This window comes from Bacteroides sp. (assembly GCF_029057325.1).
GTDB lineage: Bacteria > Bacteroidota > Bacteroidia > Bacteroidales > Bacteroidaceae > Bacteroides.
In genome coordinates this window covers 38,531-61,956 of record NZ_JAICZW010000162.1, presented here as the reverse complement: position 1 = coordinate 61,956, position 23,426 = coordinate 38,531, and the positions used below count along the sequence as shown (strand labels likewise).

At 49.5% G+C, this 23,426-nt stretch carries 15 protein-coding genes; 4 read left to right on the top strand and 11 right to left on the bottom strand.

Annotated features, from left to right (window positions below; genetic code table 11):
- Nucleotides 1-19 precede the first annotated feature (19 nt).
- Complete coding sequence (locus K2G43_RS10865) at nt 20-1,438, top strand: AAA family ATPase (RefSeq protein WP_297641590.1); 1,419 nt, start codon at nt 20-22, stop codon at nt 1,436-1,438.
- Between the two features lie 172 nt (nt 1,439-1,610).
- Here the strand turns inward: K2G43_RS10865 and K2G43_RS10860 are convergent, their stop codons facing one another.
- The 7 genes from K2G43_RS10860 to K2G43_RS10830 all read right to left on the bottom strand — a co-directional run bounded on the left by K2G43_RS10860 (nt 1,611) and on the right by K2G43_RS10830 (nt 15,266).
- A complete protein-coding gene (locus K2G43_RS10860) occupies nt 1,611-3,764 on the bottom strand; it encodes an alpha-N-acetylglucosaminidase (RefSeq protein WP_300155046.1) in 2,154 nt (717 codons plus the stop codon).
- Between the two features lie 53 nt (nt 3,765-3,817).
- Nucleotides 3,818-6,199, bottom strand: a complete 2,382-nt coding sequence (locus tag K2G43_RS10855) for a hypothetical protein (protein ID WP_300155042.1) — start codon at nt 6,197-6,199, stop codon at nt 3,818-3,820.
- Nucleotides 6,200-6,205: 6 nt separating this feature from the next.
- Entirely contained in the window at nt 6,206-7,804 is a 1,599-nt protein-coding gene (locus tag K2G43_RS10850; protein WP_300155039.1) for an alpha-galactosidase, read from the bottom strand.
- 36 nt (nt 7,805-7,840) lie between these two features.
- Nucleotides 7,841-8,980 (bottom strand): heparan-alpha-glucosaminide N-acetyltransferase domain-containing protein, encoded by a 1,140-nt coding sequence (locus K2G43_RS10845; protein ID WP_300155036.1) that lies wholly within the window; start codon nt 8,978-8,980, stop codon nt 7,841-7,843.
- Nucleotides 8,981-9,056: 76 nt separating this feature from the next.
- Nucleotides 9,057-10,550 (bottom strand): RagB/SusD family nutrient uptake outer membrane protein, encoded by a 1,494-nt coding sequence (locus K2G43_RS10840; RefSeq protein ID WP_297641595.1) that lies wholly within the window; start codon nt 10,548-10,550, stop codon nt 9,057-9,059.
- 24 nt (nt 10,551-10,574) lie between these two features.
- Nucleotides 10,575-13,979 carry a TonB-dependent receptor gene (locus tag K2G43_RS10835; protein WP_300155032.1) on the bottom strand — a complete coding sequence of 1,135 codons (3,405 nt, stop codon included), beginning with the start codon at nt 13,977-13,979 and terminating at the stop codon, nt 10,575-10,577.
- A 264-nt stretch (nt 13,980-14,243) separates the two neighbouring features.
- Nucleotides 14,244-15,266 carry a FecR domain-containing protein gene (locus K2G43_RS10830; RefSeq protein ID WP_297641597.1) on the bottom strand — a complete coding sequence of 341 codons (1,023 nt, stop codon included), beginning with the start codon at nt 15,264-15,266 and terminating at the stop codon, nt 14,244-14,246.
- 145 nt (nt 15,267-15,411) lie between these two features.
- Between K2G43_RS10830 and K2G43_RS10825 the strand changes: the two genes are divergently transcribed.
- Nucleotides 15,412-15,993 (top strand): RNA polymerase sigma-70 factor, encoded by a 582-nt coding sequence (locus K2G43_RS10825; RefSeq protein ID WP_300155029.1) that lies wholly within the window; start codon nt 15,412-15,414, stop codon nt 15,991-15,993.
- 514 nt (nt 15,994-16,507) lie between these two features.
- Here K2G43_RS10825 and alaS read toward each other — a convergent pair.
- Nucleotides 16,508-19,129, bottom strand: coding sequence for an alanine--tRNA ligase (gene alaS, locus K2G43_RS10820; RefSeq protein ID WP_300155026.1), 2,622 nt, complete (start codon nt 19,127-19,129; stop codon nt 16,508-16,510).
- A 195-nt stretch (nt 19,130-19,324) separates the two neighbouring features.
- Between alaS and K2G43_RS10815 the strand changes: the two genes are divergently transcribed.
- Together K2G43_RS10815 and K2G43_RS10810 are read left to right on the top strand one after the other, a co-directional pair.
- Nucleotides 19,325-20,293: a M23 family metallopeptidase gene (locus K2G43_RS10815; protein WP_297641631.1), complete on the top strand. Its 969-nt coding sequence runs from the start codon at nt 19,325-19,327 to the stop codon at nt 20,291-20,293.
- A gap of 122 nt (nt 20,294-20,415) precedes the next feature.
- Nucleotides 20,416-21,741, top strand: coding sequence for an ATP-binding protein (locus tag K2G43_RS10810; RefSeq protein WP_297641633.1), 1,326 nt, complete (start codon nt 20,416-20,418; stop codon nt 21,739-21,741).
- 230 nt (nt 21,742-21,971) lie between these two features.
- Here K2G43_RS10810 and K2G43_RS10805 read toward each other — a convergent pair whose 3' ends face one another.
- The 3 genes from K2G43_RS10805 to K2G43_RS10795 are packed head-to-tail and all read right to left on the bottom strand — an operon-like array spanning nt 21,972 to nt 23,076.
- On the bottom strand, nt 21,972-22,232 hold the full coding sequence (locus K2G43_RS10805; protein ID WP_297641601.1) for a hypothetical protein: 261 nt from the start codon (nt 22,230-22,232) through the stop codon (nt 21,972-21,974).
- Between the two features lie 6 nt (nt 22,233-22,238).
- Complete coding sequence (locus K2G43_RS10800) at nt 22,239-22,730, bottom strand: DNA-deoxyinosine glycosylase (protein WP_300155022.1); 492 nt, start codon at nt 22,728-22,730, stop codon at nt 22,239-22,241.
- Entirely contained in the window at nt 22,714-23,076 is a 363-nt protein-coding gene (locus K2G43_RS10795; RefSeq protein ID WP_297641604.1) for a hypothetical protein, read from the bottom strand. The genes K2G43_RS10800 and K2G43_RS10795 overlap by 17 nt, the downstream gene beginning before the upstream one ends.
- Nucleotides 23,077-23,426: the final 350 nt, after the last annotated feature.

The following is a 23,426-nucleotide window of genomic DNA, read 5'->3' as shown; positions in this document are numbered from 1 at the left end:
ACTTTTTTCTGTTACAAAAATGATAAATAACTATTTAGAAAGGCAAATTAAGGAAAATTTTCCTTACGAACCAACTTCGGAGCAAGAAATCGCTGTGAAATCTTTGGCTGCGTTCTTGATGTCGTCCCGTAGCGGGGTGGCTTTTTTGCTTCGCGGATATGCCGGAACGGGTAAGACCTCGTTGGTAGGCGCCCTGGTGCGAACGTTGGACAAATTGCAGCAGAAGTCGGTATTGCTGGCTCCTACCGGACGGGCGGCGAAAGTTTTCTCCGCATACGCGGGGCATCCCGCTTTTACCATCCACAAGAAGATTTATCGGCAACAATCCTTCTCCAACGAATTGGACAATTTCTCTGTGAACGAGAACCTGACCACTCATACTTTATATATCGTGGACGAGGCTTCGATGATCTCCAATGAGGGATTGTCCGGTTCCGTCTTCGGTACAGGCAGGCTGCTGGACGATTTGGTGCAGTTTGTCTATTCCGGTCAGGGATGCCGCCTGTTGCTGATGGGCGATACGGCGCAGCTTCCGCCGGTGGGGGAGGAGCAAAGCCCCGCCCTCTATGCCGATGCCCTGAAAGGCTACGGGCTGGAGGTGATGGAGGTGGACTTGACGCAGGTAGTGCGGCAGGAACGGCAGTCAGGCATCTTGTGGAATGCCACCCGGTTGCGGCAGCTGGTTGCGGCAGACGATTGTTTCAGCCTGCCAAAGATTAAAATTACAGGCTTTGCGGATATCAAGGTGTTACCGGGCAACGAACTGATAGATACGCTGAGCACTTGCTACGATCGTGACGGACTGGACGAAACCATTGTGGTATGCCGCTCCAACAAACGGGCGAACATCTACAACAACGGCATCCGTGCGCAGATTCTTTGGCGGGAAGATGAACTGAACACCGGCGACCTGTTGATGGTGGCGAAGAACAACTACTATTGGACGGAAAAGGAGAAGGAGATGGATTTTATCGCCAACGGTGAGACGGCGGTGGTGCGCCGCGTGCGCCGTACACGCGAACTCTACGGATTCCGCTTTGCGGACGTGACACTCTCCTTTCCCGATTATCAGGATTTTGAGATAGAGGTGAACATGCTGCTTGATACGCTCCATACCGATTCGCCCGCCCTGCCCAAGGCGGAGAATGACCGCCTGTTCTATGCCGTACTCGAAGATTATGCCGACATACCGGTGAAGCGCGAACGGATGAAGAAGATGAAGGCGGATCCTTATTACAACGCCTTGCAGGTGAAGTATGCCTATGCCGTGACGTGCCACAAGGCACAGGGCGGGCAGTGGAGGAACGTCTTCCTGGATCAGGGCTACATGACGGACGAGTATCTGACTCCCGACTATTTTCGCTGGCTCTACACTGCCTTTACCCGTGCCACGGGTACGCTTTATTTGGTGAACTATCCCCCAGAGCAGGTTTATTAAGCCATCCTTTGCTTGTTTAAGTTATGGGATAAATTAATGTGTTGATTTACAGTGTTGAATAAGCGAATTGACAGACACTTGCTTCCAACGTGACAAAGTCCAGTGTCTGTCGCGACAGACACTGGACTTTGAGACGACAGACACTTGCGTCTGTCAAACGGGGGGATATTGGTTATTTTGTAATCTTACAATAAACCTCTTTAGCCATCTCTATGACATCCCCTTCGGGTTGCGAGGCATAAGAGTTGGTTTGCTTGGTCCACGGCTCTTCGAGAGCGTAGAAATCTATCTTCTTTGCTGGTGCCCCGTTCAGTTGTGCCTTTTGCTGCTCAATCCATACTTTCCAGCGGTTGTAATAGAAGTCACGCAACAGGCCGTTCCACTCCTTGTGCGCATAGTCGCGCAACCCGCCGTTGTCGGCTGCCGTGCGGTTTCCCCAAGTGGTGATTTGTACACGTGCGTTCCATTCGTACAAATCTTTTTCTTCCGTAGTGCCGCCTAAGTTTCGTGCCTGCTGAACCCATGTACCTACTTTGAATTCGGGACGGGTGGCAAGCAGTTGGTCCTGTAGCATAATCAAATCGAGGAAACGTTGCGAGGCGGCTTCAAAAAGTTGCTTTTCTCCCGCCTTGTATGCGTCTGTCATAATGGGATAGACCAAACGTCCTTTCTCGGCTACCGCCTGACGGACAATGTCAATCAGGTCATATTCAAAATTGTTGTTGCCCTTGAAGTGGTCTGCCGCCGCAAGCATGATTCCGGCAGCACGGATAACATCTTCCGGCTTGTAGTAGGGCTTCATTTCGCTCCAACTGGATGCTTGGTAAACGTTGTGGCCCGGGCGTGCGCAAAAGACGGACTCATGTGTTCCCTGTTGGGTGTTTTGGGGTGGGCAGTTGTAGATGGTGTTGCTCAACAGCAGCCAGGCTTCCTGCACGTTGGGGTCTGCCTTACCGTAGCGTGCCACCGTGTAGGCTTTCAGCCACTCATCCTTATCAAATTGTTCGGGTCGCCACGGCAGTTCGCACAGCAGTTCGAACATCACCGGATTGTTCTCGGAACCTTCCATCGTCATACCCACACCTTTCATTGTCTTTCCGAAGGGAGATGCTTTCGCTTTGTAGAACTCGTCGATCACATGCTTCATCTTTCCGTGCAAACCTACATTGCCGCCATAATTCAGCAGCATGCAGTAGAGCCAGTCGTGTTGTCCGAATCCTTCTTTCCTATACCAGGTCGATTCAGGGTCGCCCCATTGAGGGCGGCTTTCCGAAAAGAGGTCGAGCACAATCAGGTCGCCTGCGGGAAGATTCTCAATCATCTTCTGGCGGGGATTCGCCTGCCACGCTTGTGCCACCCATACGGCTTTGGGATTCGCTTTCTTCATCGCTTTCCAGATGGCTTGACCGGCGGCATCCAAATCGACCCCTGCTGTGTTTCCTCCTTCATGGAAGGGGTCCATGCTGTAAAAATCGGCTTTGCCGTAGAGGCGTGTCATCTCTTTGTAGTAGAGGTTGGCTATCTCCTGAAAGCGCGGGTCGGTGGGTTGCAGGAAGGCAGGACGGCGATAACCGCACCACAGGCCGGGGTCGGAGACATTCAGTCCCAAACGTTCCTTGGCATTGTGCGGCACCATGCCCGAATAGCCGGGCAATACCGGATGGATGCCGTACTCGTTCATGCGCTTCAAAATTCGTTTCTGCAATGCTTCACGCTGTTTGTACCAACTATCGGGATTGGGACCTCCCCAGCCTTCAAGGTTGTTCATCAGCCACCAGCCCTGGAAGGCGGGACCGGCGATGAACTCGTTGATTTCCTCTTTGCTGTAGCCTAATTTGCTCAGTACGTTGTACCACACCACATCTGTACCTACTACCGCCAGAGGAAGGTTGATGCCGTGCAGCGCCATCCAGTCGATTTCCTTTTCCCAGCGTTCCCAGTCCCAGAATGCCATGGTGTAGGAATGGGTACAGTAGTTGAAGTCGTAGCGGTAGTTCAGTTCCGTTTCGTGGCGTTCCTTTCGGGGCACAGCCGGAAGTGTGGCGGGGAGTTGCGCTGTCATTCCGTTCCACGAAAGTTGGATGCCTGCGTAGTACTTCAAGTACCAGTTCAGTCCCGTGGCAATGCTTACGGGAGTGTTTCCGCGGATGACTACTTTGTCACCTTTCTGGTCTAATTCGAAGAAGTCGGTCGGTGACTTCACTTGTTCGATGATAAACTTGCGTGACGCTCCTTTGTCAATGCGCTCCAGCAAGCCTTGTATGGGAGAGGCGGCTTGGGCGAGCAGTGTCAGACAGAGCATGCAAATAAAGCTAATTGTTCTCATATTCGTTTTGTTTTTAGGTTATGGCGTTTGGGTTAGATGGAATAACTCCCTCCTTATTGATAGATGTCTTTTCCGAAAGCCCATCCCCGATAAGGCTCTTTCAGTTCCCGGCTCTTTCCGTTGAAGGAAATGGTGCAGGCGTTTCGGGTGTTGCAATGCAGGTTGACTATCTGCTTTTCGTTGGCCTTTACGGTCAGCTTGTTTCCTTGGCGGGTCACTTGGCAATTGTAGCCTGTCACTTCGCCGTCGGGCCGTTCTATGATGAAGGCGTTGGTCAGCATGGCTTCGCCGATGCACTTGAAGAGCTCGTGTACGTCGTTGTCCTGGGTGTTGACGGTCTGCCAGTCGCTAATCATGTTGACATATTGTTCGCCGATGACAAATTCGCGGGTGTCGTACAATTCGGGATGGGGGTTGCCGAAACTCAAGGAGTCCGCCGTTACATGCGTGTCTGCGCTGCACGCCTGCTTCACCTTCAAGTAAGGGTCAACCACGAACGCCCATCGCAAGTCGCCGGAGCGGTAGTCTATCAGGTTGGAGAAAGCTCCCATGGCGTTGAAGGTCTCTTTCAGCCAACGCTCTTCACCGGTCAGCAGGTAGGCATAATAGGTGGCGTAGGCACGCCATCCGCTCCAGCCGTGGGGCGAGTTGAACATGTTGGGCAGCATCTGCACGTCGTATTGGGCTTCCCAATAGCGCATGGTTCCTCCGCGACGGCGGGCATCGGGAACACGCAATTGGGCCAGGCAGTCGTGGCTGTTCAGTATTTGTAGCATGGCATCCGTATAGTGTTTGCGTTCCTTTTCGTCTTGTTGCATCAACGCAAGCATACCTATCTGGAGTGCCGAACAGGAAATCATGCCGTCTTCAAAAGTCAGTTCCCCTTCTGTCTCAAAATCTCCTTGTGAGGCGACCAACTGGTCGATGGCTCGCTTGGCGGAGATGTAGTGGCGGTCGGCGGCCTCTTTCCAAGCGGCTTCCTTTTTGCCCAATTCCTGTTCGGCCAACGTAAGTTCCAGCATGCTTTTGGCGACATAGATGACACTGGTATATACCGTGTTGCGGTTCACGTATGCGCCGTCCTTGCGTTGCCAGGTGTTCATCAGCCAGTCGGCGAGGCGGGAGGCTTTCTTCAGGTCTTCCAAGTCGCCGTAGGCTTCGTATTTGTCCACCAGCATGCCTATTGTGCCCGATGTGTTCTGAATGCGCGAGGCGTAATATGTCGGTTCCATCTTTTCCTGATTGTGCAGCAGTCCGAACAGGTAGTCGAAACGGTTTCGCAACGCTTCGTCCACCGTTTTCTCCGGGAAGTATTTGGCGGCGATGAAGGAGGAGTGGAAACCGTACCAGCTTTCAATGTGCGAAGTTGCTTTCTGGTGGTACTTCAAGGCACCTTTGCGTGCGTGTCGCAAGATCCATTCCCAAGAAGCGTGGGCGGACAATACTCCTTGTGCCAGCTTGTCGCCGTCTGTGACCTTCACGGTGTAAAGGCCTACGGCAGGTAGCGTACAGGCTACCTCTTTCACCTTGCCCGACTTGTTTTTTATCGTGACCGGCTGCGGCTCTCCTTGGTCGTTTGTCACTTCAATCGTCGGTGTGGAGGCGAGCACTTCAAAGACGGCGGTCTCTTGGGGCTGATAGGTCGTTTGCGGCATGCGAATCAGGGGGATGCCGGCTGTCTGGTGGAGGGTCGCTTCAAATTCATCGGGAGTGTTGATGTTGACAAAGGCGACGATCCATGTCTTGGACTCTCCCTGTTTCAGGTTCCACAAATCTTGGGGACAATGTTGAGGCAGGGGCAACGCATTCAGCAGGTCGAGGTTCAAGGACTCGATGCGGTGTCCCATGAACCAGTGGGGAGCCGGGTCCTGATATCCTAAATTGTAGTCCACGCTCCACGAGGCGACGGGCTGTGGCGAGACGACTCCCAACGTATGTCCCGACGGTGTCTGTAGATACCCATAGAAATGGGTCTTCTCGTTCATCATCAGTGTGGGAAAGTATTTTCCGAACCAGTCGGGATACTTGTCCATGTAGGTGTCGATGCCCAGTCTTATTCCTGCCTTTACGGGCTGAAAGGGAGCATTTCCCTTGTTTTCCAAAGTGATTTCCATGGCGGGCTGTCCTTTCCATTCTTTATAGGTGAGGCGGCATTCCACATGGTCGATGGTGGCCCGGTAGGAGTGATAGCCGTCCGGAATCCAGGTTGCTTTCACGTCTCCATGGCCGGTGTTGGCGTAGAAACTGGGACCTGCGTTGCTTGGGTCGTGGAAAAAGGGAATCGTATCGTTGCGTTGGTTGCCTTTAAAGACAATCTGTTCCAACGTCCCTTTCTCTGAGATGCGGCATTCCCATCCGTTGCGTTTCCAACTGGTTTGTCCGATGATGTTTATTCCCCCTAACAGGGTTATTATAAGGATGCAAATTCTTTTCATGATTAATCAATCTGTTTTTTGTAAAGTAAAGCAATCAATGTCCGGTGCCCAGCAATAGGGGCTTCCCATGCGGACTATGTTGTTGCCCGGCTTCAGGCACACACGCACCGTGACGGATGCGAGTGGCTCGTTGTTTGTGCCGGTAAGGTCTTTCAGCAAGATGCTTTTCTCGTTGTTCACTTTGATTTCCAGTTTGCGGTCGGCATGCGGCACGTACCGGATGGTCATGTCATACATTCCGCCTTTCTCGCTATATACGTTGCTCCATTCGGCATGGTTCTCGGTGCTTCCTCCCAAATAGCTGATTTTCATACCGCCGGACGCTTCCTTCATCGGGGCATAAAGGATGGTTTTCGGACGGAGGCCCAAGTCGTTGAAGCAAGGCAGGTAGGCCCATTCCGCTTCGTAGCGTGTGGGTTCAAGGCGTTGTTCCGCTGTCATCCGCAGAATCAGTACACTATGCGGGGGCAGTTTCCGCTTCAGGGTTCCCCGCACGGTCGGAAGGTCTTTCTGTTTCACCAAGTCGCGCATCTTTACCTTGCCTCCCATTTCCAGTATCTCCAGCGGGACGGAAAAGCCACACACGCTGTCCGACGGATTGTACAGGGCCACCGCACGTGTCGTGCCGCGTGCCTGTTCAATGTCCTTCACCAATACGTAGCCCTCGTTTGCGTGCTGCACTACGTAGGCTTGCAGTCCCAACGGGTCTTGATTCAGGGCTATCAGTTCCTTGTTCTTCAGGAGTTTTAGCGAGGCTTCGGGGATGCTTGTCAGGTCACAGCCTATCAACAGGGGAGAACTCATGATGCACCACATTCCGAAATGCACCTCTTCCTCTTCCGGTTTTAGCCCACGGCCTATTTCCAGCATATCCATGTCGTTGTAATGGCCGCCTTCGGCGTATGCTGAAAGGTAGAGGTTCTTGCCGATGATGTACTTCACCGATTTCCATTCCGGACGGATGTCGCTGCTGATGCGCCAGGAACAACCGATGTTCTTTGCCCAAGTGCCCGGGAATGCCCATCGGCATACGTTGATGGAGACATGGTTGCCCGCCACCTTGTCGATGGCGCGGCGGATTTCCGTGTATCGCTTCTCTTCGTCCAGACTCAGCTCTTGCGAAGCGCCGCAATAGTCTATCTTGATGAAGTCGAACCCCCATTTGTTGAAGTATAAATCGGCATCCTGGTGCTCGTGTCCGTATAGGCCGGAGCCTACCCCATTGGCATCGTTGTCCCAGATGGAACCGCACGTGTTGCTTCCTCCGTCTGAATAGATACCGGCTTTCAGCCCCAAGGAGTGGATGTGGTCGGCAACTCCTTTCAGCCCGTTCGGAAAACGTTCGGGATGGGTTTGCATGACACCGTGCTCGTCTCTGTAGCCGAAGAAGCCGTCATCTATATTTACGTATTTGTAGCCGGCCTCTTTCAAGCCTTTCTGCACCATGGCATCGGCTTGTTTCTTTATCAATGCGTCGTTGATGTTTACCCGGTAGGTATTCCAAGAACTCCAGCCCATGACGGGAGGGTCGAAGGCATTGCCGTTGTCGGCCTGTGTGGTGGACGCGAGGCCTAAGGCAAAGGCGCACAATAGTAACTTGTTCATAATAGTCAGTAATTAAAGAGATAGGAACTCTTCCTGTCAAATCTTTATATAAATCTTCTTTCTATACAGATACGCTCCGAATAGCCATACGACCACCACTAGAAGGAAGGCGTATGCGAAAGAGGCGAAGGCGTTGTCGCCCAGCCAACCGGACAAACCGGCGTATAAGATTTCGTGCAGGCTCTGTTCCTGTAATGGTAAATAGTCAGCTAATATATACAATATCTCACTAAGTACATAGCAAAACAGCGGATTTGCGCCGAATATAGTAAAAAGAGATGTTTTCCGATAGGTTTTGGTCACATCGATATACCATAATAGGATGGACAGCAGGAGGGCGGACAGGCCGCAAGTGACCAACACAAAGGTAGGCGACCACACTTTCTTGTTCAACGGACAGAGGTCCTGCAACAGAAACCCTGCTATCAATCCGATGGAGCCATAGAGGAACAGACGGTTCAATTTATCCTTCATGTCACTTGTTTCCAGGCAAATCTTTCCGAAGCGGAAACCTATTAATACGTGCGCGATGGAGGGAATCGTGCTCAGCACTCCCTCCGGGTCTATCCCACGGTCGTTGCAGATATGCGATATGCCCAAGATGGACAGGTCGGCTCGCGAGAGGATATTTCCCGGCCCGTACTCGAATCCGTTTCCTACTAATAAGACTCCATAATAGGCCACCAATAGGAATGCTATTATATAAGGTATATAGCGGTGGCGGATGGTTGTCACCAATAGGGAACCTATTCCGTAGCAGATGGCAAGGCGTTGCAACACGCCCAATATGCGCACGTGTGCCAATGACGCGAATGCCGCCTTCCACGGATTGCCTGCAAAATCGGGTTGCAAAGACGCGGTACGCAATGTCTCTAAGAAAGTGGCGGTGGCGTAAATAAACGTTCCGATGCAGAAAATGAGAAGCGTCCGACGAATGATTTTCAGGAATAACGCTTTATGCAGCGCGAAAGAGAATTTCTTCAGAGAGATGTACATGGACATTCCCATCATAAACATGAATAAGGGATAGATGACATCTGCCATTGTCAATCCGTTCCAAGGAGAATGTGACAAGGGCGGATAGATATGCGCCCACGTTCCGGGACTGTTCACCAGTATCATGCAGCCGATAGTCAGTCCGCGTAGTACGTCCAAAGCTAACAAACGTTGTTTCATAATGATATCAAGAGGGTAGAGATAATTAAAAAAGGCTGCCGGAGCAATGAATCCGGCAGCCTTTTGCCTTTATTTATTAGTAGTTGGGATTCTGAATAATCTTACCTTTGCTTTCATCGATGATGCTCTGCGGCAACGGCATCAGGTTCATGTAATCCTGTGCAGTAGGTGATTTCTTGTATCTGCGGGCATACTCGATGTAGCGTCCGTAACGAATCAGGTCGGAACGGCGCACACCCTCGAACCACAACTCGTGTCCGCGCTCTGTCAATACGGCTTCAAGGAAGGCATCGGCACCGGCAAAGTCGGCTGCGGTATAAGCGGTAAGTCCGGCACGGGTGTGTACACGGTTCAGCAGGTCGATGGCTTCCGATGTCACGGCGTTGCCTTGACGGACGATTGCTTCGGCAAGCAGGGTCAACACATCGGCGTAGCGATATACAATCCAGTCAATCTGGCTTTCCTCGCCGGTGGCGGCAGGATCTTCTCCATACTTGATAGGCATGGCACCTTTTATCAGTACAGAACCGGGGTTCTGTTCGTTATAGTGTACGCCATCTTCGCCGATGAAATCACCGACCAACACTTTCAGACGTTTGTCGGCCGGGTCGAACGTATGATAGAAATCCCAAAGCACGCGGTAGCCACCCCATTTCTGGATGCTTCCGTTCTTTGTCGGATATTCGCTGGAAAGTACGTGCGCCTGCCACAACTGTTGGTTTACGCTGCTGCTGCAAACGCATGCCCAGATGGTCTCGACGTTTCCTTCGTTCTCCAGGGTGAAGATGTCCTCGTAGTTCTCCATCAGGTCATAGCCATATTCCGGCTTCATCAGTTCGCGGCCGCATTCGATGGCTTTTGCCCAATCCTTTTCGTGCATGTAGAGTTTCATCAATACGGTGTAGGCCAATCCTTTGGTGAAACGACCATAGTTGCTGTCCGATATCTTGTAAGAAGCCGGAAGAACGGCGATGGCAGCTTTCAAATCGTCTTCGATGAATTTCACCATCTCCTCTTGTGAAAGACGGGGAGCCACTTCATCGGACAACGGGCTATTCAACAATTCCAAAGAGGCTACCTGGATAGGGCCGTACAAGTCATACAGTGTATAGGCCAGCCAACCGCGTCCGCAGTGCAACTCCGCATCGAGGCGTGCTTTCACGTTGTCATTCATGGGGACGTTGGCGATGCGTTTCATGGTCAGAGTCATCTTGCTGATGTCGCGGATGTAGTTGCTATAGAAAGAGGTTACTCCGCCTGAATTGGGGGTAAAGTTCACGTTGATGACGTCCGGCCAGACGGCATCGTCCCATTGGCAATCGCCGATATCGGTGGTCATGTCGCCGATTACATGGATGCCGCCTTGTGCGGAAGTGTATAATCCGCTATACCAATTGGAGCGGAAAGGAGCGTATGCGGCAGAGGTTACCAATGAGCTTGCATCGGCTTCGTTGTTGGGGAAGATTCCCGGATTAATCACGTCATACATCTCTGACTCCAGATTGGTACAAGAAGCGCAGAATGCTGTTGCGACGAACGCTAACGAAATTTTGGATAATATCTTTTTCATTTCAATCTTGTCTTTTTAAGGTTATTAGAATGTGATGTCGATTCCAAGGCTAAAGCTTCTTACGTTGGGGTATGCCCAGACGGAGTTGTCCGTTTCCAGGTCGAGTCCGTCATACGGAGTAATGGTGAACGGATTGTTGATGTCCGCATAGACACGGATGTTCGACAATGCTTTCTTCACAGGAATGGTGTAGCCCACGGTGATGTTGCGGCAACGGACAAACCAGCTCTTCTGCAAATAGTAATCACCGATACCCCAAGTGCTTCTGTTCTGGAAATAGCCCGGACGTGAAGCCGACTGGTTGTCGTGTGTCCATACGTCTGCCGCGCTGGTAGGCATGTTGTAACCGCGATACATATTTATGATACCGGTCATACCGGAAGCACCGGTCAGCCAAAGGTCCTTGTAAGAACCGGAGTTCAACACATTGAACTGTCCGTAGAAGTAGATGTTGAAATCGAAATTCTTGTAGCGGAGCGTATTGTTCAATCCCACCAAATAACCCGGGTCTGAAGTGCCGTAGATTACCTTGTCGGCATCATTCAGTTTGCCGTCAGGCTTACCGGTCTTCAAGGGAATGCCATACTTATCTACTTTGATGGAACCGTCTTCGTTATATACATAGCCGTCGATATCCTTTATCTTGACTTGTCCCGGCAGTGCTCCCGGCATCCAGTTCACGGTTTCGCCTGCCTGAATCAGGCCATCAGACAGATAACCGTACATATAGCGGATGGGCGCGTTGTATTGCGAGTAAGCGGCAGGCTTCCAGCTGTCGTCGCGTGTGTGCCACTTGTCGCGATAGAAGGAGAAGGTGAAGTCGGTATTCCAACTGAAGTCCTTCGTGTTGAAGTTGGTGGTGTTGATGGTCAATTCAAAACCTTGGCTTTGCGTCTTGCCGATGTTGGCGGCAATGGAAGATACTTCCTGGAAGGACAGCAGGCTGCGGCTGCTCAACAGGTCGGAAACAATCTTGTTGAAGTATTCCGCGGTCACATTGAGACGATTGTTGAAGAAGCCTAGATCAAGACCGAAGTTCCATTCGGTAGTCGTTTCCCATTTCAAATCGGGATTGCCCATTTGGCTCAGGTAAACGCCCACCTCTTCGGTTCCACCGAACTCGTTGTTGTTGCCGGTGCGGTAGTAGCTGATGGCGCGGTTGCCGATGTTGGAGTTACCTGTCTGACCGTAGCTGGCACGCAGCTTACCGTTGGAGAGCACGGATGCCAAGGGCTTCATGAACTCCTCTTCGGTGAATCTCCATCCCAAAGCTACAGAGGGGAAGTAACCCCAGCGGTTGTTCTTGGCGAAGTTGGAGGCACCGTCGGCACGCAACGTGGCGGTCAACAGGTAGCGGTCTTTGTAAGAGTAGTTCAAACGGCCGAAGAAGGAGGCCATTTCATCTTTGGATGCGGAAGAGCCTACGGACGGTTTGGGGTAAGCGCCGGCACCCAGATTGTTGTACAAGAAGCCGTCAATCAGGAACTGGCTGTTGCCTCCCGACAAGGACTCGTCTGTGAAGCGTTGGAAAGAGTAACCCACCAATGCGTTGAAGTTGTGGTCGTTGACCCGCTTCGTATAGTTGGCGGTCAGTTCAAGAAGGTAGTCGGATTTGTCATATTGTGCGATGTCTGCCTGTCCGTCTTTCTTTTGTCCGTACAGTGTGGTCTTCGGCATATAGACGCTGCGCTTCTGGTAGTTGCGGTCGATACCTGCGTTTACTTTCAAGGTCAGGTCTTGGATGGGTTTCACCTCAACGAAAGCGGTGGCGAGCAGTCTCTCCTTCTTGGTTTTATCGGTGATTTCCAGCAACGATACCGGGTTGGGCAAGAAGGCGGCCTGTGAATTCAGGGTATAATTGCCGTTCTCGTCCTTGATAGGCAGCAGCGGGTTGAACTGCGCGGCGGCCACCATGATACTGGCGTACTCGTTCTGTCCTGCACCCAAAGGAACGTTGTCCGTCTGGTTTCTGGAGAGAGTCAGGTTGACACCCATGTTGACATACTTGCTCACCTTTTGTTCCAGGTTGATGCGGCCCGTGTAGCGTTCCATGTCGTTGTTCTTCACTACACCGTTCTGCTTGAAGAAGTTTCCGGAAATCAGGTATTTGGTAGCCTCGGTACCACCCGTTACGGAGATGTTGTGCTGGGTTTGGAAGCCTGTGCGTGAAATCTGGTCGAACCAGTCGGTATTGTTGGCAGGAGCGTTGATTTGGCTGTCCGTATAATAAGGTTGGTAAGGTGAAGCGGCTTCACTTTCGCTCTTGCCTCCATAGATTCCGATTCCGTTGGCTCTCATCCACTCTTCTTTGGCGTAGCGGTTGGATTGAATCATGAAGTCGTGTGCGTCGAGCATCTCATAGTTGCTTGCCAAGGTCTGGACGGTTGCCGTACCCGAATAGGTCACCTTCGGCGTACCGGTCTTTCCCTTCTTGGTGGTGATGATGATGACACCGTTGCCGGCACGTGCACCATAGATGGCGGTGGAGCTGGCGTCCTTCAGCACTTCGATGGATTCGATGTCGTTCGGGTTGATGGAAGCCAGAATGTTGTCTGAGCTACCGGCATCGTATCTACCGGTGCTGACGGCATCATCAGAAGCCGGACTTACGGGGAATCCGTCGATAATCACCAACGGATCGTTGCCTGCATTGACAGAAGCGGCGCCACGGATGCGGAAGCTGGAACCGCTACCCGGCTGTGCGCTTATCGTGTTCACCTGCAAACCTGCCGCTTTACCTGCCAAGGCATGGCTGATGGTGGACACAGTACCTACGGGAGCGTCGTCCATCTTCACGGAAGCGACGGCACCGGTCAGGTCTTTCTTCTTCATTGTACCGTAACCTACGACTACCACTTCTTCCAGCAACTCCGTGTCTTCGTCCATGACGATAGCCATCTGCTTGCCGGCTTGCGGCTTGAGAACCTGTGTCTTGTAGCCGATGTAGGAAATTTCCAGCTCGGCCTTGGCAGAGCTTACGGTCAGGTAGAACAGACCGTCGATGTCGGTCACGGTTCCATTGGTCGTTCCTTTTTCCACTACGCTGGCACCGATGACGGCTTCGCCGGCAGCATCGACCACCTTACCTCTTATTTGTATGCCGGATGTCTGCTGAACGGCTTTCACGGCTTCCGTAGAGAGGATGATTTTCTTGTCCAATACGGTGTAGGTCACATTGGTACCGGCAAATACCTTTTCCAGCACTTCAAATACATTTCCTTGGTTGGCAGAAACGGACACGCGGCGTTTCAGGTCAACATGTTTGTTGTTGAAGAAGAAATCAAAACCTGTTTTTGTCTTGATTTGGTCCAATACAGATTCCACTGTCTGATTGTTTGCTTCAATGCTGATAGTGGTTTTCTGTGCATACGTTTCTGCTGCATGAGTCAGGCTCAATGCGCAGGCGAGAAATAGAACACATAGTCTCATAAACAAGGGGATTTTGTTAAATGATAGCCATAATGACTTTATCATCCAGAAAGTTTGGATGCTAAATGAATTTTGCATAATTTTGTAAAGACTGAGGTTAATAAAAATGTTGTTTTTGAGGCTTGTCGCCAAACAAGCTTTAAAAGTTTCTCGTTTTTGCATGCGGTAGGTACGCCAATATCTTCCGCATGTTTTTTTTGTTTCAAGGCGCTCTTCGTTTCATAATTCTTTTTTAAAAGGTTAATAAGATGTTGTTCTTGATATTTAATATATTTCGATTTGCTGCTTCTTATCGGTGATGTCGTCACTATCCAGGTAGCGCCAATGTATTTTGGATGAGATTTTGAAGTACTCTAGGATGCGTTCCAGCCGCTGGGTGGAGAACGTTCCGGTAAACGAGTATTCTTTGAGGTGCTTGTTTTTCACCACAAAGTCCACGTTGTAGTGTTTGCCCAGCATCCGGAGGACATCTTCCATGGAGGTGTTGTGGAAGATGATATTGCCATCTTTCCAGGCAGTTTCCGATTGGCAGGTGGTGGCATACATTTTCGTCTCACCCGATTCGGGGGTGTACACCAACTTCTGGTTAGGCTTTAAGGTTATCACCCTGTCTTCTCCTGCCTTGTCTTTCAGGTGGAAAGCTATGCTTCCCTCTACCAGGGTGGTCGATATCCAACTGTCGTGGGCGTAAGCCTCTATGTTGAAGCTGGTTCCGTACACCTCTATCTGCGATTGGTGGACGGAGGAAACCACAAAACGTCTCTTTTTGTCCTTGGCCACTTCAAAATAGCCTTCGCCTATCAGTTCCACTTCACGGCTCTTTCCTGTGAAGCGGGAAGGGTAGCGCAGGGTCGATTCCGAATTCAAATAGACCACCGTGCTGTCGGGCAATACCACCGAGGTGGTCATTCCCGGGTTGGTCTTTATCTCCATCATTTGCGCCGGTTCCATCTGCTTGTTGGTGGTCTGGTACATCCACAAGACGGCCATCAGCAACGGGATGGAGAGCATGGCCGCTATCCGTTGTGGCCATACCCACCAGGCGATTGTGCGGGACTTCATTCTTTTCTTTACCTTCTTCAAAGCCTTTTCCGTATTCACGCGTTTCGCTATATGCAGCGTGTCCGTCGCCAGATAGAGCGCATGCAGCTGGTTCACCATCTTCAGGTGGGCTTCGTCTTCCGCTATCCATTCTTCTACCAGCCTGCTTTCTGCTTCGGTGGTCGTTCCTTCGCAGAAGCGGGGCAGCAGCTCTTCTATATTATATGTATGATGTGTATCTGTCATTTTTCTGAGCACGTTTATTATTAAGACAAGACCCGTTGAAAGATTCCTAAACGAAAAATGATGTTTTTTTAAAAAAAGATGCTTTTATTGTAAAATAGAAGGTAAAAACTTATCTTTGCACGCAAGTTAACTATGGGATGATAAAATGAAAACAGACAGGAATATGGAAGATATGGCTTTATTGCATTCCCTTCAGAGAGGAAATCAAGAAGCGTTCGACGGTCTGTTCAGGATGTATTATCCGATGTTATGCGCATACGCCCATCGGTTTGTGGAGCAGGCGGACGCGGAAGAGATTGTGCAGGATGTCATGCTTTGGATGTGGGAAAAACGTTTGGAACTGCCGATTGAATCATCCCTCAGCCAGTATCTTTTCAAAACGACCTACCATCGGGCGTTGAACCTGATAACCCGAAAGGAAGTGATAAGCCGCGCGGAGACCTTCTTCTACACCAAGCATCAGGAGATGCCGGAAGAGGTGGACTATTATCAGATAGAGGAACTGAGCCGAAAAATCGAAGAGGCGATAGACGCGTTGCCCGAATCCTACCGAAGTGCATTTATCATGCACCGTTTCAAGAATATGAGTTATAAGGAAATTGCCGCCGTGTATGATGTCTCCCCGAAGACCATCGACTATCGTATCCAGCAGTCGTTGAAGTTGCTGCGGGAAGAGTTGAAAGATTATTTGCCGGTGACGCTCTTGTTCGCATTGGGCATCTGTTGACCTGTTAACTACTTTGTTTTGTAAAGAAACATGAATTTCTTCTCAAAATGCTCCAAAATCTGAAATTTAGAAATATCAACAAAAAATCCCCTCTGGAAGTACTTCTGGAGGGGGTAGGGACAGTCGTTATCTGAGGTAGCCTCAAGTAACGACTGAGGGTGCCTCAGATAACGACCGAGGCTGCCTCGGATAACGACTGAGGGTATCACCGTCGAACATCGTGTTTGGAAGGGGCTTTTTTGTCACGATATTTTCCCATTCCCGGGCGGCTTGCCGCAGCATGGAAAAAACAGAAGAGGCCGGAACTCGTCATGGCTCACATAGCACCGATTAAACAGATAAGCACAGACTCTTTTGGGTCCGGTTAATGCAACCGCCGTTACTGTAACCGTGGTTGCGATAGCGAAGAAGGCCGTGATAATTAAGGATAAAAACAACAAAAGGGCCGCCGATTTTTGAATTTCGGCATGCCCTTTTGTGCTTTATAGGTTCGGTTTGTTCTGTTTTGCTGCTTTTAGATTCCTGCCAGCTCCAGCACCTTATCTACTGCAGCCGTCAGTCCTTCGGGGTTCTTGCCGCCGGCAGTGGCGAAGTGGGGCTGTCCGCCGCCACCACCTTGTATCAGTTTGGCGGCTTCTTTCACCAGCGCACCGGCTTTCAGTCCGCCAGCAACGAGGTTGTCGCTCAGCATGACAGTCAGCATTGGCTTGCCTTCGAAGGCGGTTCCGGCAACGAAGAAGAGGTTCTCGGTGATTTGTCCGCGCAGTTGGAAGGCGATGTTCTTCACCATGTCGGCGGGGATGCCGGGGGCGCAGAACTTGATGACCTGCACGCCGTTCACCTCTTTCATCTCACCCAACAGGCGTTCCTTCAACCGGGCTTCTTTTTCCTTCATGAAGTCCTCTACCTGCTTCTTCAGTCCGGCGTTCTCCTCAATATATTTGCGGATGGCTGCGGAGAGGTCGGGAGCGTTGTTGAAGAGTGCCTTCAGGTCGCGCATGGTATCTTGGAAGGTGTCGAGCATCTGTTCCACCCGTGCGCCTGTGTAGGCTTCGATACGGCGTACGCCGGCAGCCACGGAGCTTTCGGAGATAATCTTCACCATGCCGATGTTTCCGGTTGCGGCAACGTGCGTACCTCCGCAGAACTCAATGGAAGATCCGAACTGGATGACGCGTACGTGGTCGCCGTACTTCTCGCCGAAGAGGGCGATGGCCCCCAGTTCCTTGGCCTTCTCAATGGGGATGTTGCGGTGTTCCTGCAACGGTATGTTGGCGCGGATCTTGGCATTGACTATGTGTTCCACCTTGCGGATTTCTTCGTCCGTCACCTTCTGGAAGTGAGAGAAGTCGAAGCGCAGCGAGTCAGGCGTAACCAATGAACCCTTCTGCTCCACGTGGTCGCCCAGCACCTCGCGCAGGGCGGCATCCAGCAGGTGGGTGGCAGAGTGGTTGGCGGCGCAGGCGGCGCGCTTTTCTGTGTCCACACAAGCCATCATCGGTGCGTCAATGTGTTCGGGCAGCTTCTTGGTGATGTGGATGGGCAGGTTGTTCTCCTTCTTGGTGTCGATGACTTCGATGGTTTCGAACTCGTTCACCAGCACGCCCGTGTCGCCCACCTGACCACCGCTTTCGGCATAGAATGGGGTCTTGTCCAACACAATCTGATACAAGGTCTGGTTCTTCTGCTTCACCTGGCGGTAGCGCAACACGGAAGTCTCGTATTCCGTATAGTCATAGCCCACAAACTCGGTGGTGCCTTCCTGCAACGTAATCCAGTCGCCGGTCTCTACGGCGGCGGCGTTGCGGGCACGTTGTTTCTGCTGTTGCATCTCGGCGTCGAACTCCTTGATGTCGGCGGTCATGCCGTTTTCGCGGAGAATCAGTTCCGTCAGGTCGAGCGGGAAGCCGAATGTATCGTATAAGGTAAAGGCATCTTTGCCGCTGATTTCGTTCTTTCCGGCGGCTTTGGCATCTGCCATGGTCTTCTCCAGCAGGCGGATACCCGTCTCCAAGGTGCGGAGGAAGGAGTCTTCTTCTTCTTTGATGACTTTGGCAATCAGTTCCTTCTGTGCGTTCAGTTCGGGGTAAGCGTCGCCCATGTTCTCGATGAGCACGGGGAGCAGGCGGTACATGAACGCCTGCTTCTGGCCGAGGAACGTGTAGCCGTAGCGCACGGCGCGGCGCAGAATGCGGCGGATGACGTAGCCCGCCTTGGCGTTGCTGGGCAACTGTCCGTCGGTGATGGAGAAGGCGATGGTGCGGATGTGGTCGGCAATGACGCGCATGGCGATGTCGGTCTGTTCGTTTTCGCCGTACTTCTTGCCTGCCATGTCGCCGATGGCCTTCAATATCGGCTGGAACACGTCCGTGTCATAGTTGGATGTTTTGCCTTGCAGGGTACGTACCAGTCGCTCGAAGCCCATACCGGTGTCGATTACCTTGGCGGGCAATCCTTCCAGTGAGCCGTCTGCCTTGCGGTTGAACTGCATGAACACGAGGTTCCAGATTTCGATGACCTGCGGATGGTCTTTGTTCACCAGCTGGCTGCCGGGAATCTGTGCCTTCTCTTCTTCCGAACGTGAGTCGATGTGTATTTCGGAGCAGGGACCGCAGGGACCTGTGTCGCCCATTTCCCAGAAGTTATCGTGTTTGTTGCCGTTCAGGATGTGGTCTTTCGGTAGGAATTGTTCCCAGTAGGAAGCGGCTTCGTTGTCGCGTTCCAGCCCCTCTTCGGGACTGCCTTCGAACACAGTGGCATAGAGGTCTTTGGGGTCTATCTTCAGTACGTCCACCAGGTATTCCCATGCCCATGAGATGGCTTCTTTCTTGAAGTAATCGCCGAACGACCAGTTGCCCAGCATCTCAAACATGGTGTGGTGGTAGGTGTCGTGACCCACTTCCTCTAGGTCGTTGTGCTTTCCGCTGACACGAAGACATTTCTGCGAGTCCGCAACTCTTTTATATTTTGCCGGGTGATTCCCCAAAATAATGTCTTTGAACTGGTTCATACCTGCGTTGGTAAACATCAACGTCGGGTCATCTTTTATCACCATCGGAGCCGAAGGCACTATCTGGTGACCTTTACTTTCGAAAAAACTCTTGAAAGAGTCTCTGATTTCGTTTGCAGTCAACATACGTCTATTTATGATTTTATGATTTCTTGTTTCCGACCAATCGCTTGCGACTTATGACTTGCGCCATCCATGATTTACCACTTTTATAAACCATAAACCACAAATCATAAATCTTTCATAATTCTTGAAAAAACCGCGCAAAGATAGTTTGTTTTTATTATTTTTGCCCCATTGATAATGAAATATTTACTTCCGATGCGCAAAGTTTACTACATTTATAATCCACAGACGCAGACATACGACCGCATTTATCCCACCCTGAGGCAGCGTGCGTTGAGCATTCTTCGTCGCCTGTTTATCGGCATGGGGCTGGGGGCGGGTTGTTTCATCGTGCTGTTACTTATCTTCGGCTCGCCGTCGGAGAAAGAGTTGCGGAAAGAAAACAGCAAGCTGAAGGCTCAGTACAACGTGCTTTCCCACCGTATGGACGAGGCGCTGGGGGTGTTGCAAGACATTCAGCAGCGTGACGATAACCTCTATCGGGTGATTTTCATGGCCGACCCCATACCGTCCGCTATCCGGCAGGCGGGGTATGGCGGTGTCAACCGTTACAAGCACTTGATGGATATGGCGGATGCCGATTTGGTCATCAATACCACGCAGAAGCTGGACTTGCTGACGAAGCGACTCTATATTCAGTCCACCTCTTTCGACGATGTGGTGGAGTTGTGCAAAAAGCATGATGGAATGCTGCGCTGTATTCCTGCTATCCAGCCCATATCGAACAGAGACCTCAAGAAGACTGCTTCCGGCTACGGCACACGCATCGACCCTATTTATGGTACCACCAAGTTTCATGCCGGCATGGACTTCTCCGCCAATCCGGGTACGGATGTTTATGCCACGGGCGATGGCGTTGTTGTCAAAATGGGGTGGGAGACCGGTTATGGCAATACGATAGTCATCGACCATGGTTACGGTTATCAGACGTGGTATGCCCATTTGCGCGATTTCCGCACGAAGCGTGGCAAGAAGGTGGTGCGTGGCGAAGTCATCGGCGGCGTGGGTAGCACCGGTAAAAGCACCGGCCCGCACCTGCACTACGAAGTGCATGTGAAAGGGCAGGTAGTCAATCCTGTGAATTACTACTTTATGGATTTGAGTGCCGAGGATTACGACCGTATGATTCAGATTGCGGCCAACCATGGCAAGGTGCTGGATTGACGGCGATTCGTTGCTTCATTATAAATATACCTCTATTTTTGCACGAATGATAATTTTAGTTGTATCTTTACATAATCGTAACCGCCGTTACGGTAATGGCCATTACGATAAAATTTATAGATATGAGGTTTTTTGATAGAGAAACAGAATTTGAAAAGCTTAGAGAAATAGAAGACCTATCTCACGAAGTTGCTCAATTTACCATTATTACGGGAAGACGCCGTATTGGTAAAACAGAGATGGTTAAGAAGTTTTATGAGAACAAGACAATGCTCTACTTTTTTGTTGCTCGTAAAGCGGAAGCCGACCTATGTGATATATTCATTGACGAGATTCATGCAAAACTCAATATTCCAATGCTCGATAGCAAAGGAATGTCTTTTGCTGCGATATTCAAATTCATCATGGAGTTGTCTCAGACTCGGCACCTCATACTCTTTATCGATGAGTTTCAGGATTTTTATAGGGTAAATCCGTCTATCTATTCTGATATGCAGAATATCTGGGACAGCTATAAAAACAAGGCTCACATCAATCTGATTGTGGCAGGTTCGGTGAACACCTTGATGAATAAGATATTCAAGGATAAGAAGCAGCCTCTGTTCGGCAGGCAGACCGACACCATACATGTCCGACCTTTCAGACCTTCAGTTCTGAAAAAAATAATGTCTGAATATTGTCCCGGCTATAAGAAATCTGACTTGTTGGCTCTTTATACTTTGACAGGTGGAGTGGCGAAGTATGTTGAGTTGCTCATAGATAAGAAAAAGTTCACCGAGAAAAAGATGTTGGATATGTTCTTTGAGCAGGATTCCTATTTTTTGCCGGAGGGTAAGAATATGCTTGTTGATGAATTCGGTAAAGATTATGGCATCTATTTCTCGATGCTAACTCTCATTGCGCAAGGCAAAAATACACGCTCGGAACTGGAAAGTGCTCTCAACATTAGAGAGTTGTCCGGTTACTTGAAAAATCTAAGTGAAGAGTATGGCTTGATAAGCAAGATGCAGCCAATCTATGAGAGGTCAGCCAATAAGAATGTTCATTATACCATCGATGACCAGTTCCTGAAATTTTGGTTTCGGTTCATATACAAATATACGCATATCATCGAGGCCGGAGGTAATGAGAGATTGAAAACGATCGCAGAACGTGATTTTGCAACTGTCAGCGGAAAATCTCTTGAAAGTTACTTTAATGAGGTGATGAAAGAATCCGGTCAATACACTCGCCTTGGATATTGGCATGACCGAAAAGGCGAAAACGAGATTGATATTATAGCCGAAGATGAAGTAGATGGTAAGATTGAATTTATTGAGGTCAAGCGACAAGCGAAAAACTTTGATGAAGAGGTGCTAAAGGCCAAATCTGAATCATTCATGAAGTCTGTTGGTCCTTTCAAAGGGTACGAGATTGTTTATAGGGGGCTTTCGATAGAGGACATGTAATTGGGGCGGTTTACTTTCTTCAAGCCGGTGCAATTTGAACAGCAATATTGGGCGGAAATTGGCAAAATGGGCATAAATAGATTGTATAAAGTTTTAATTGGCACAGCAAAGCGATTGGTATGAAGAAAGATACAACTTATCACAGATTACCCGGATTGACACAGATGGTTCTTTAAAGCGTAGTGAGTATGCCTGTCAATCTGTGATAATCCGGGTAGTCTGTGGTGAAATTACTTTGTAGTGCTTTCAATATCATTGATGGTAATGCACCCTTCCTCTATTAGCTTCTCAAAGTTTTCAAGGTTGTATTTAACTTTGGGGCTTTCTGTCTGTGGATGGAAATCTTCCCAATAAAAACCTATCTTCCGAATTTCGTTCCTGATATTCTTTTGTTCGTTTGTGGAGGCTTGTAGCTTTAGGTTGATTAACTCTTTAATGTTATCAATTTCTGATTGGGTAAATTCTTTTTTGCTTTTCATATTCTTTTCCATTTGGTTTCAAATTGTTAGTGCATTTTTCCAATTCTTGATTTTTTCTTCTGTTTTCTTAGCACAAGCACTACTGGTGGAATAGGCTATAGCGGACGGTAGTTGGGTTTGATAGTAGGTGGCGGCTTTCTTCCCATTATATACGATCTTTTTGATTTGAGAATAACTGGCTAATAAGCTGTCTATATCATTAGTCATTTCTTCCTTTATGTCACTATCCAGATTACTTTCGCGTTTACAGAAATGTAGCGTATCCCATAATGCAATGTGGTGTTTCTTTAAGCAGGCAATTTTCTCTTCATAATCTTTGAATTCCATATTGGAATTGAATAATCGCCCTATTATTTTCCAGAAACTGTTATTAGGTGCAGCATAGTACTCTCCTCTTTTTAGTGATTCTTTACCAGGCATTGTTCCTAAAACTAAGACTTCGGACTCTTCGTCAATGATGGGCGATAAAGATTCTACTCTATCTTTAGTTGATTCATTGATTTCTTTCATAATCTTTGATATTAATATTAGCTGTTATATTTATGACGGTAATTTTTAATAGAAACCCCACTCCCATTTTGATTGTAATTTTTTTATTCTGAGCTATCTTTTTAAATCGAGGCTCACTATCAAGTGTTTCTTTTAAATCGCGAGCTACCGCTGATCCTGATTTAGGCGGTATAAATCCATTGACAATATCCAATCGAAAGCCATATCCGGCACTTGGTCTATCTCCACTTTGCTTAAACTCTTCTGCAGATAGTTTTAGTCCCTCTTCGTTTCCTCCTTTTTCGATGGTGGATAGGATAATGGATAGTTTTTGTTTCCAAAGATTTAAATATTTCCCTTCTCCCATAGCATTATAGATTTGAATGCCATTAGACTCCTTTGTGTTATGGCTGATTTTTATAAAAAAGAAAGTGTGGAGTCATATCATCTATCTCACTAAAGGCGTCTGGTAATGCCCGAATACGAATAGACAATATCCCCACACTTGTGACGTATATGGCTTGAATAAGCATATACAAACAAGTGATGAGCGTGATTGCCATCCTTCGTATTCTTAAAGTTTACCAGACTTTTTAGTGAAGGATAAAAGCTACACTTTCATCAATAAACTATGTATATGTCCTAACCAGTTAGGGTTGAACGTTGCAAAGCTACAAAAAGTTTATTGATTATCAAGCTCAAAACGGGGATATTGTT

Excerpts from the sequence above, each read along its gene's own strand:
- K2G43_RS10865 (WP_297641590.1), top strand. The coding sequence starts at position 20 with ATGATAAATAACTATTTAGAAAGGCAAATTAAGGAAAATTTTCCTTAC.
- K2G43_RS10860 (WP_300155046.1), bottom strand. The coding sequence starts at position 3,764 with ATGAGAACAATTAGCTTTATTTGCATGCTCTGTCTGACACTGCTCGCC.
- K2G43_RS10855 (WP_300155042.1), bottom strand. The coding sequence starts at position 6,199 with ATGAAAAGAATTTGCATCCTTATAATAACCCTGTTAGGGGGAATAAAC.
- K2G43_RS10850 (WP_300155039.1), bottom strand. The coding sequence starts at position 7,804 with ATGAACAAGTTACTATTGTGCGCCTTTGCCTTAGGCCTCGCGTCCACC.
- K2G43_RS10845 (WP_300155036.1), bottom strand. The coding sequence starts at position 8,980 with ATGAAACAACGTTTGTTAGCTTTGGACGTACTACGCGGACTGACTATC.
- K2G43_RS10840 (WP_297641595.1), bottom strand. The coding sequence starts at position 10,550 with ATGAAAAAGATATTATCCAAAATTTCGTTAGCGTTCGTCGCAACAGCA.
- K2G43_RS10835 (WP_300155032.1), bottom strand. The coding sequence starts at position 13,979 with ATGAGACTATGTGTTCTATTTCTCGCCTGCGCATTGAGCCTGACTCAT.
- K2G43_RS10830 (WP_297641597.1), bottom strand. The coding sequence starts at position 15,266 with ATGACAGATACACATCATACATATAATATAGAAGAGCTGCTGCCCCGC.
- K2G43_RS10825 (WP_300155029.1), top strand. The coding sequence starts at position 15,412 with ATGAAAACAGACAGGAATATGGAAGATATGGCTTTATTGCATTCCCTT.
- alaS (WP_300155026.1), bottom strand. The coding sequence starts at position 19,129 with ATGTTGACTGCAAACGAAATCAGAGACTCTTTCAAGAGTTTTTTCGAA.
- K2G43_RS10815 (WP_297641631.1), top strand. The coding sequence starts at position 19,325 with ATGCGCAAAGTTTACTACATTTATAATCCACAGACGCAGACATACGAC.
- K2G43_RS10810 (WP_297641633.1), top strand. The coding sequence starts at position 20,416 with ATGAGGTTTTTTGATAGAGAAACAGAATTTGAAAAGCTTAGAGAAATA.
- K2G43_RS10805 (WP_297641601.1), bottom strand. The coding sequence starts at position 22,232 with ATGGAAAAGAATATGAAAAGCAAAAAAGAATTTACCCAATCAGAAATT.
- K2G43_RS10800 (WP_300155022.1), bottom strand. The coding sequence starts at position 22,730 with ATGAAAGAAATCAATGAATCAACTAAAGATAGAGTAGAATCTTTATCG.
- K2G43_RS10795 (WP_297641604.1), bottom strand. The coding sequence starts at position 23,076 with ATGGGAGAAGGGAAATATTTAAATCTTTGGAAACAAAAACTATCCATT.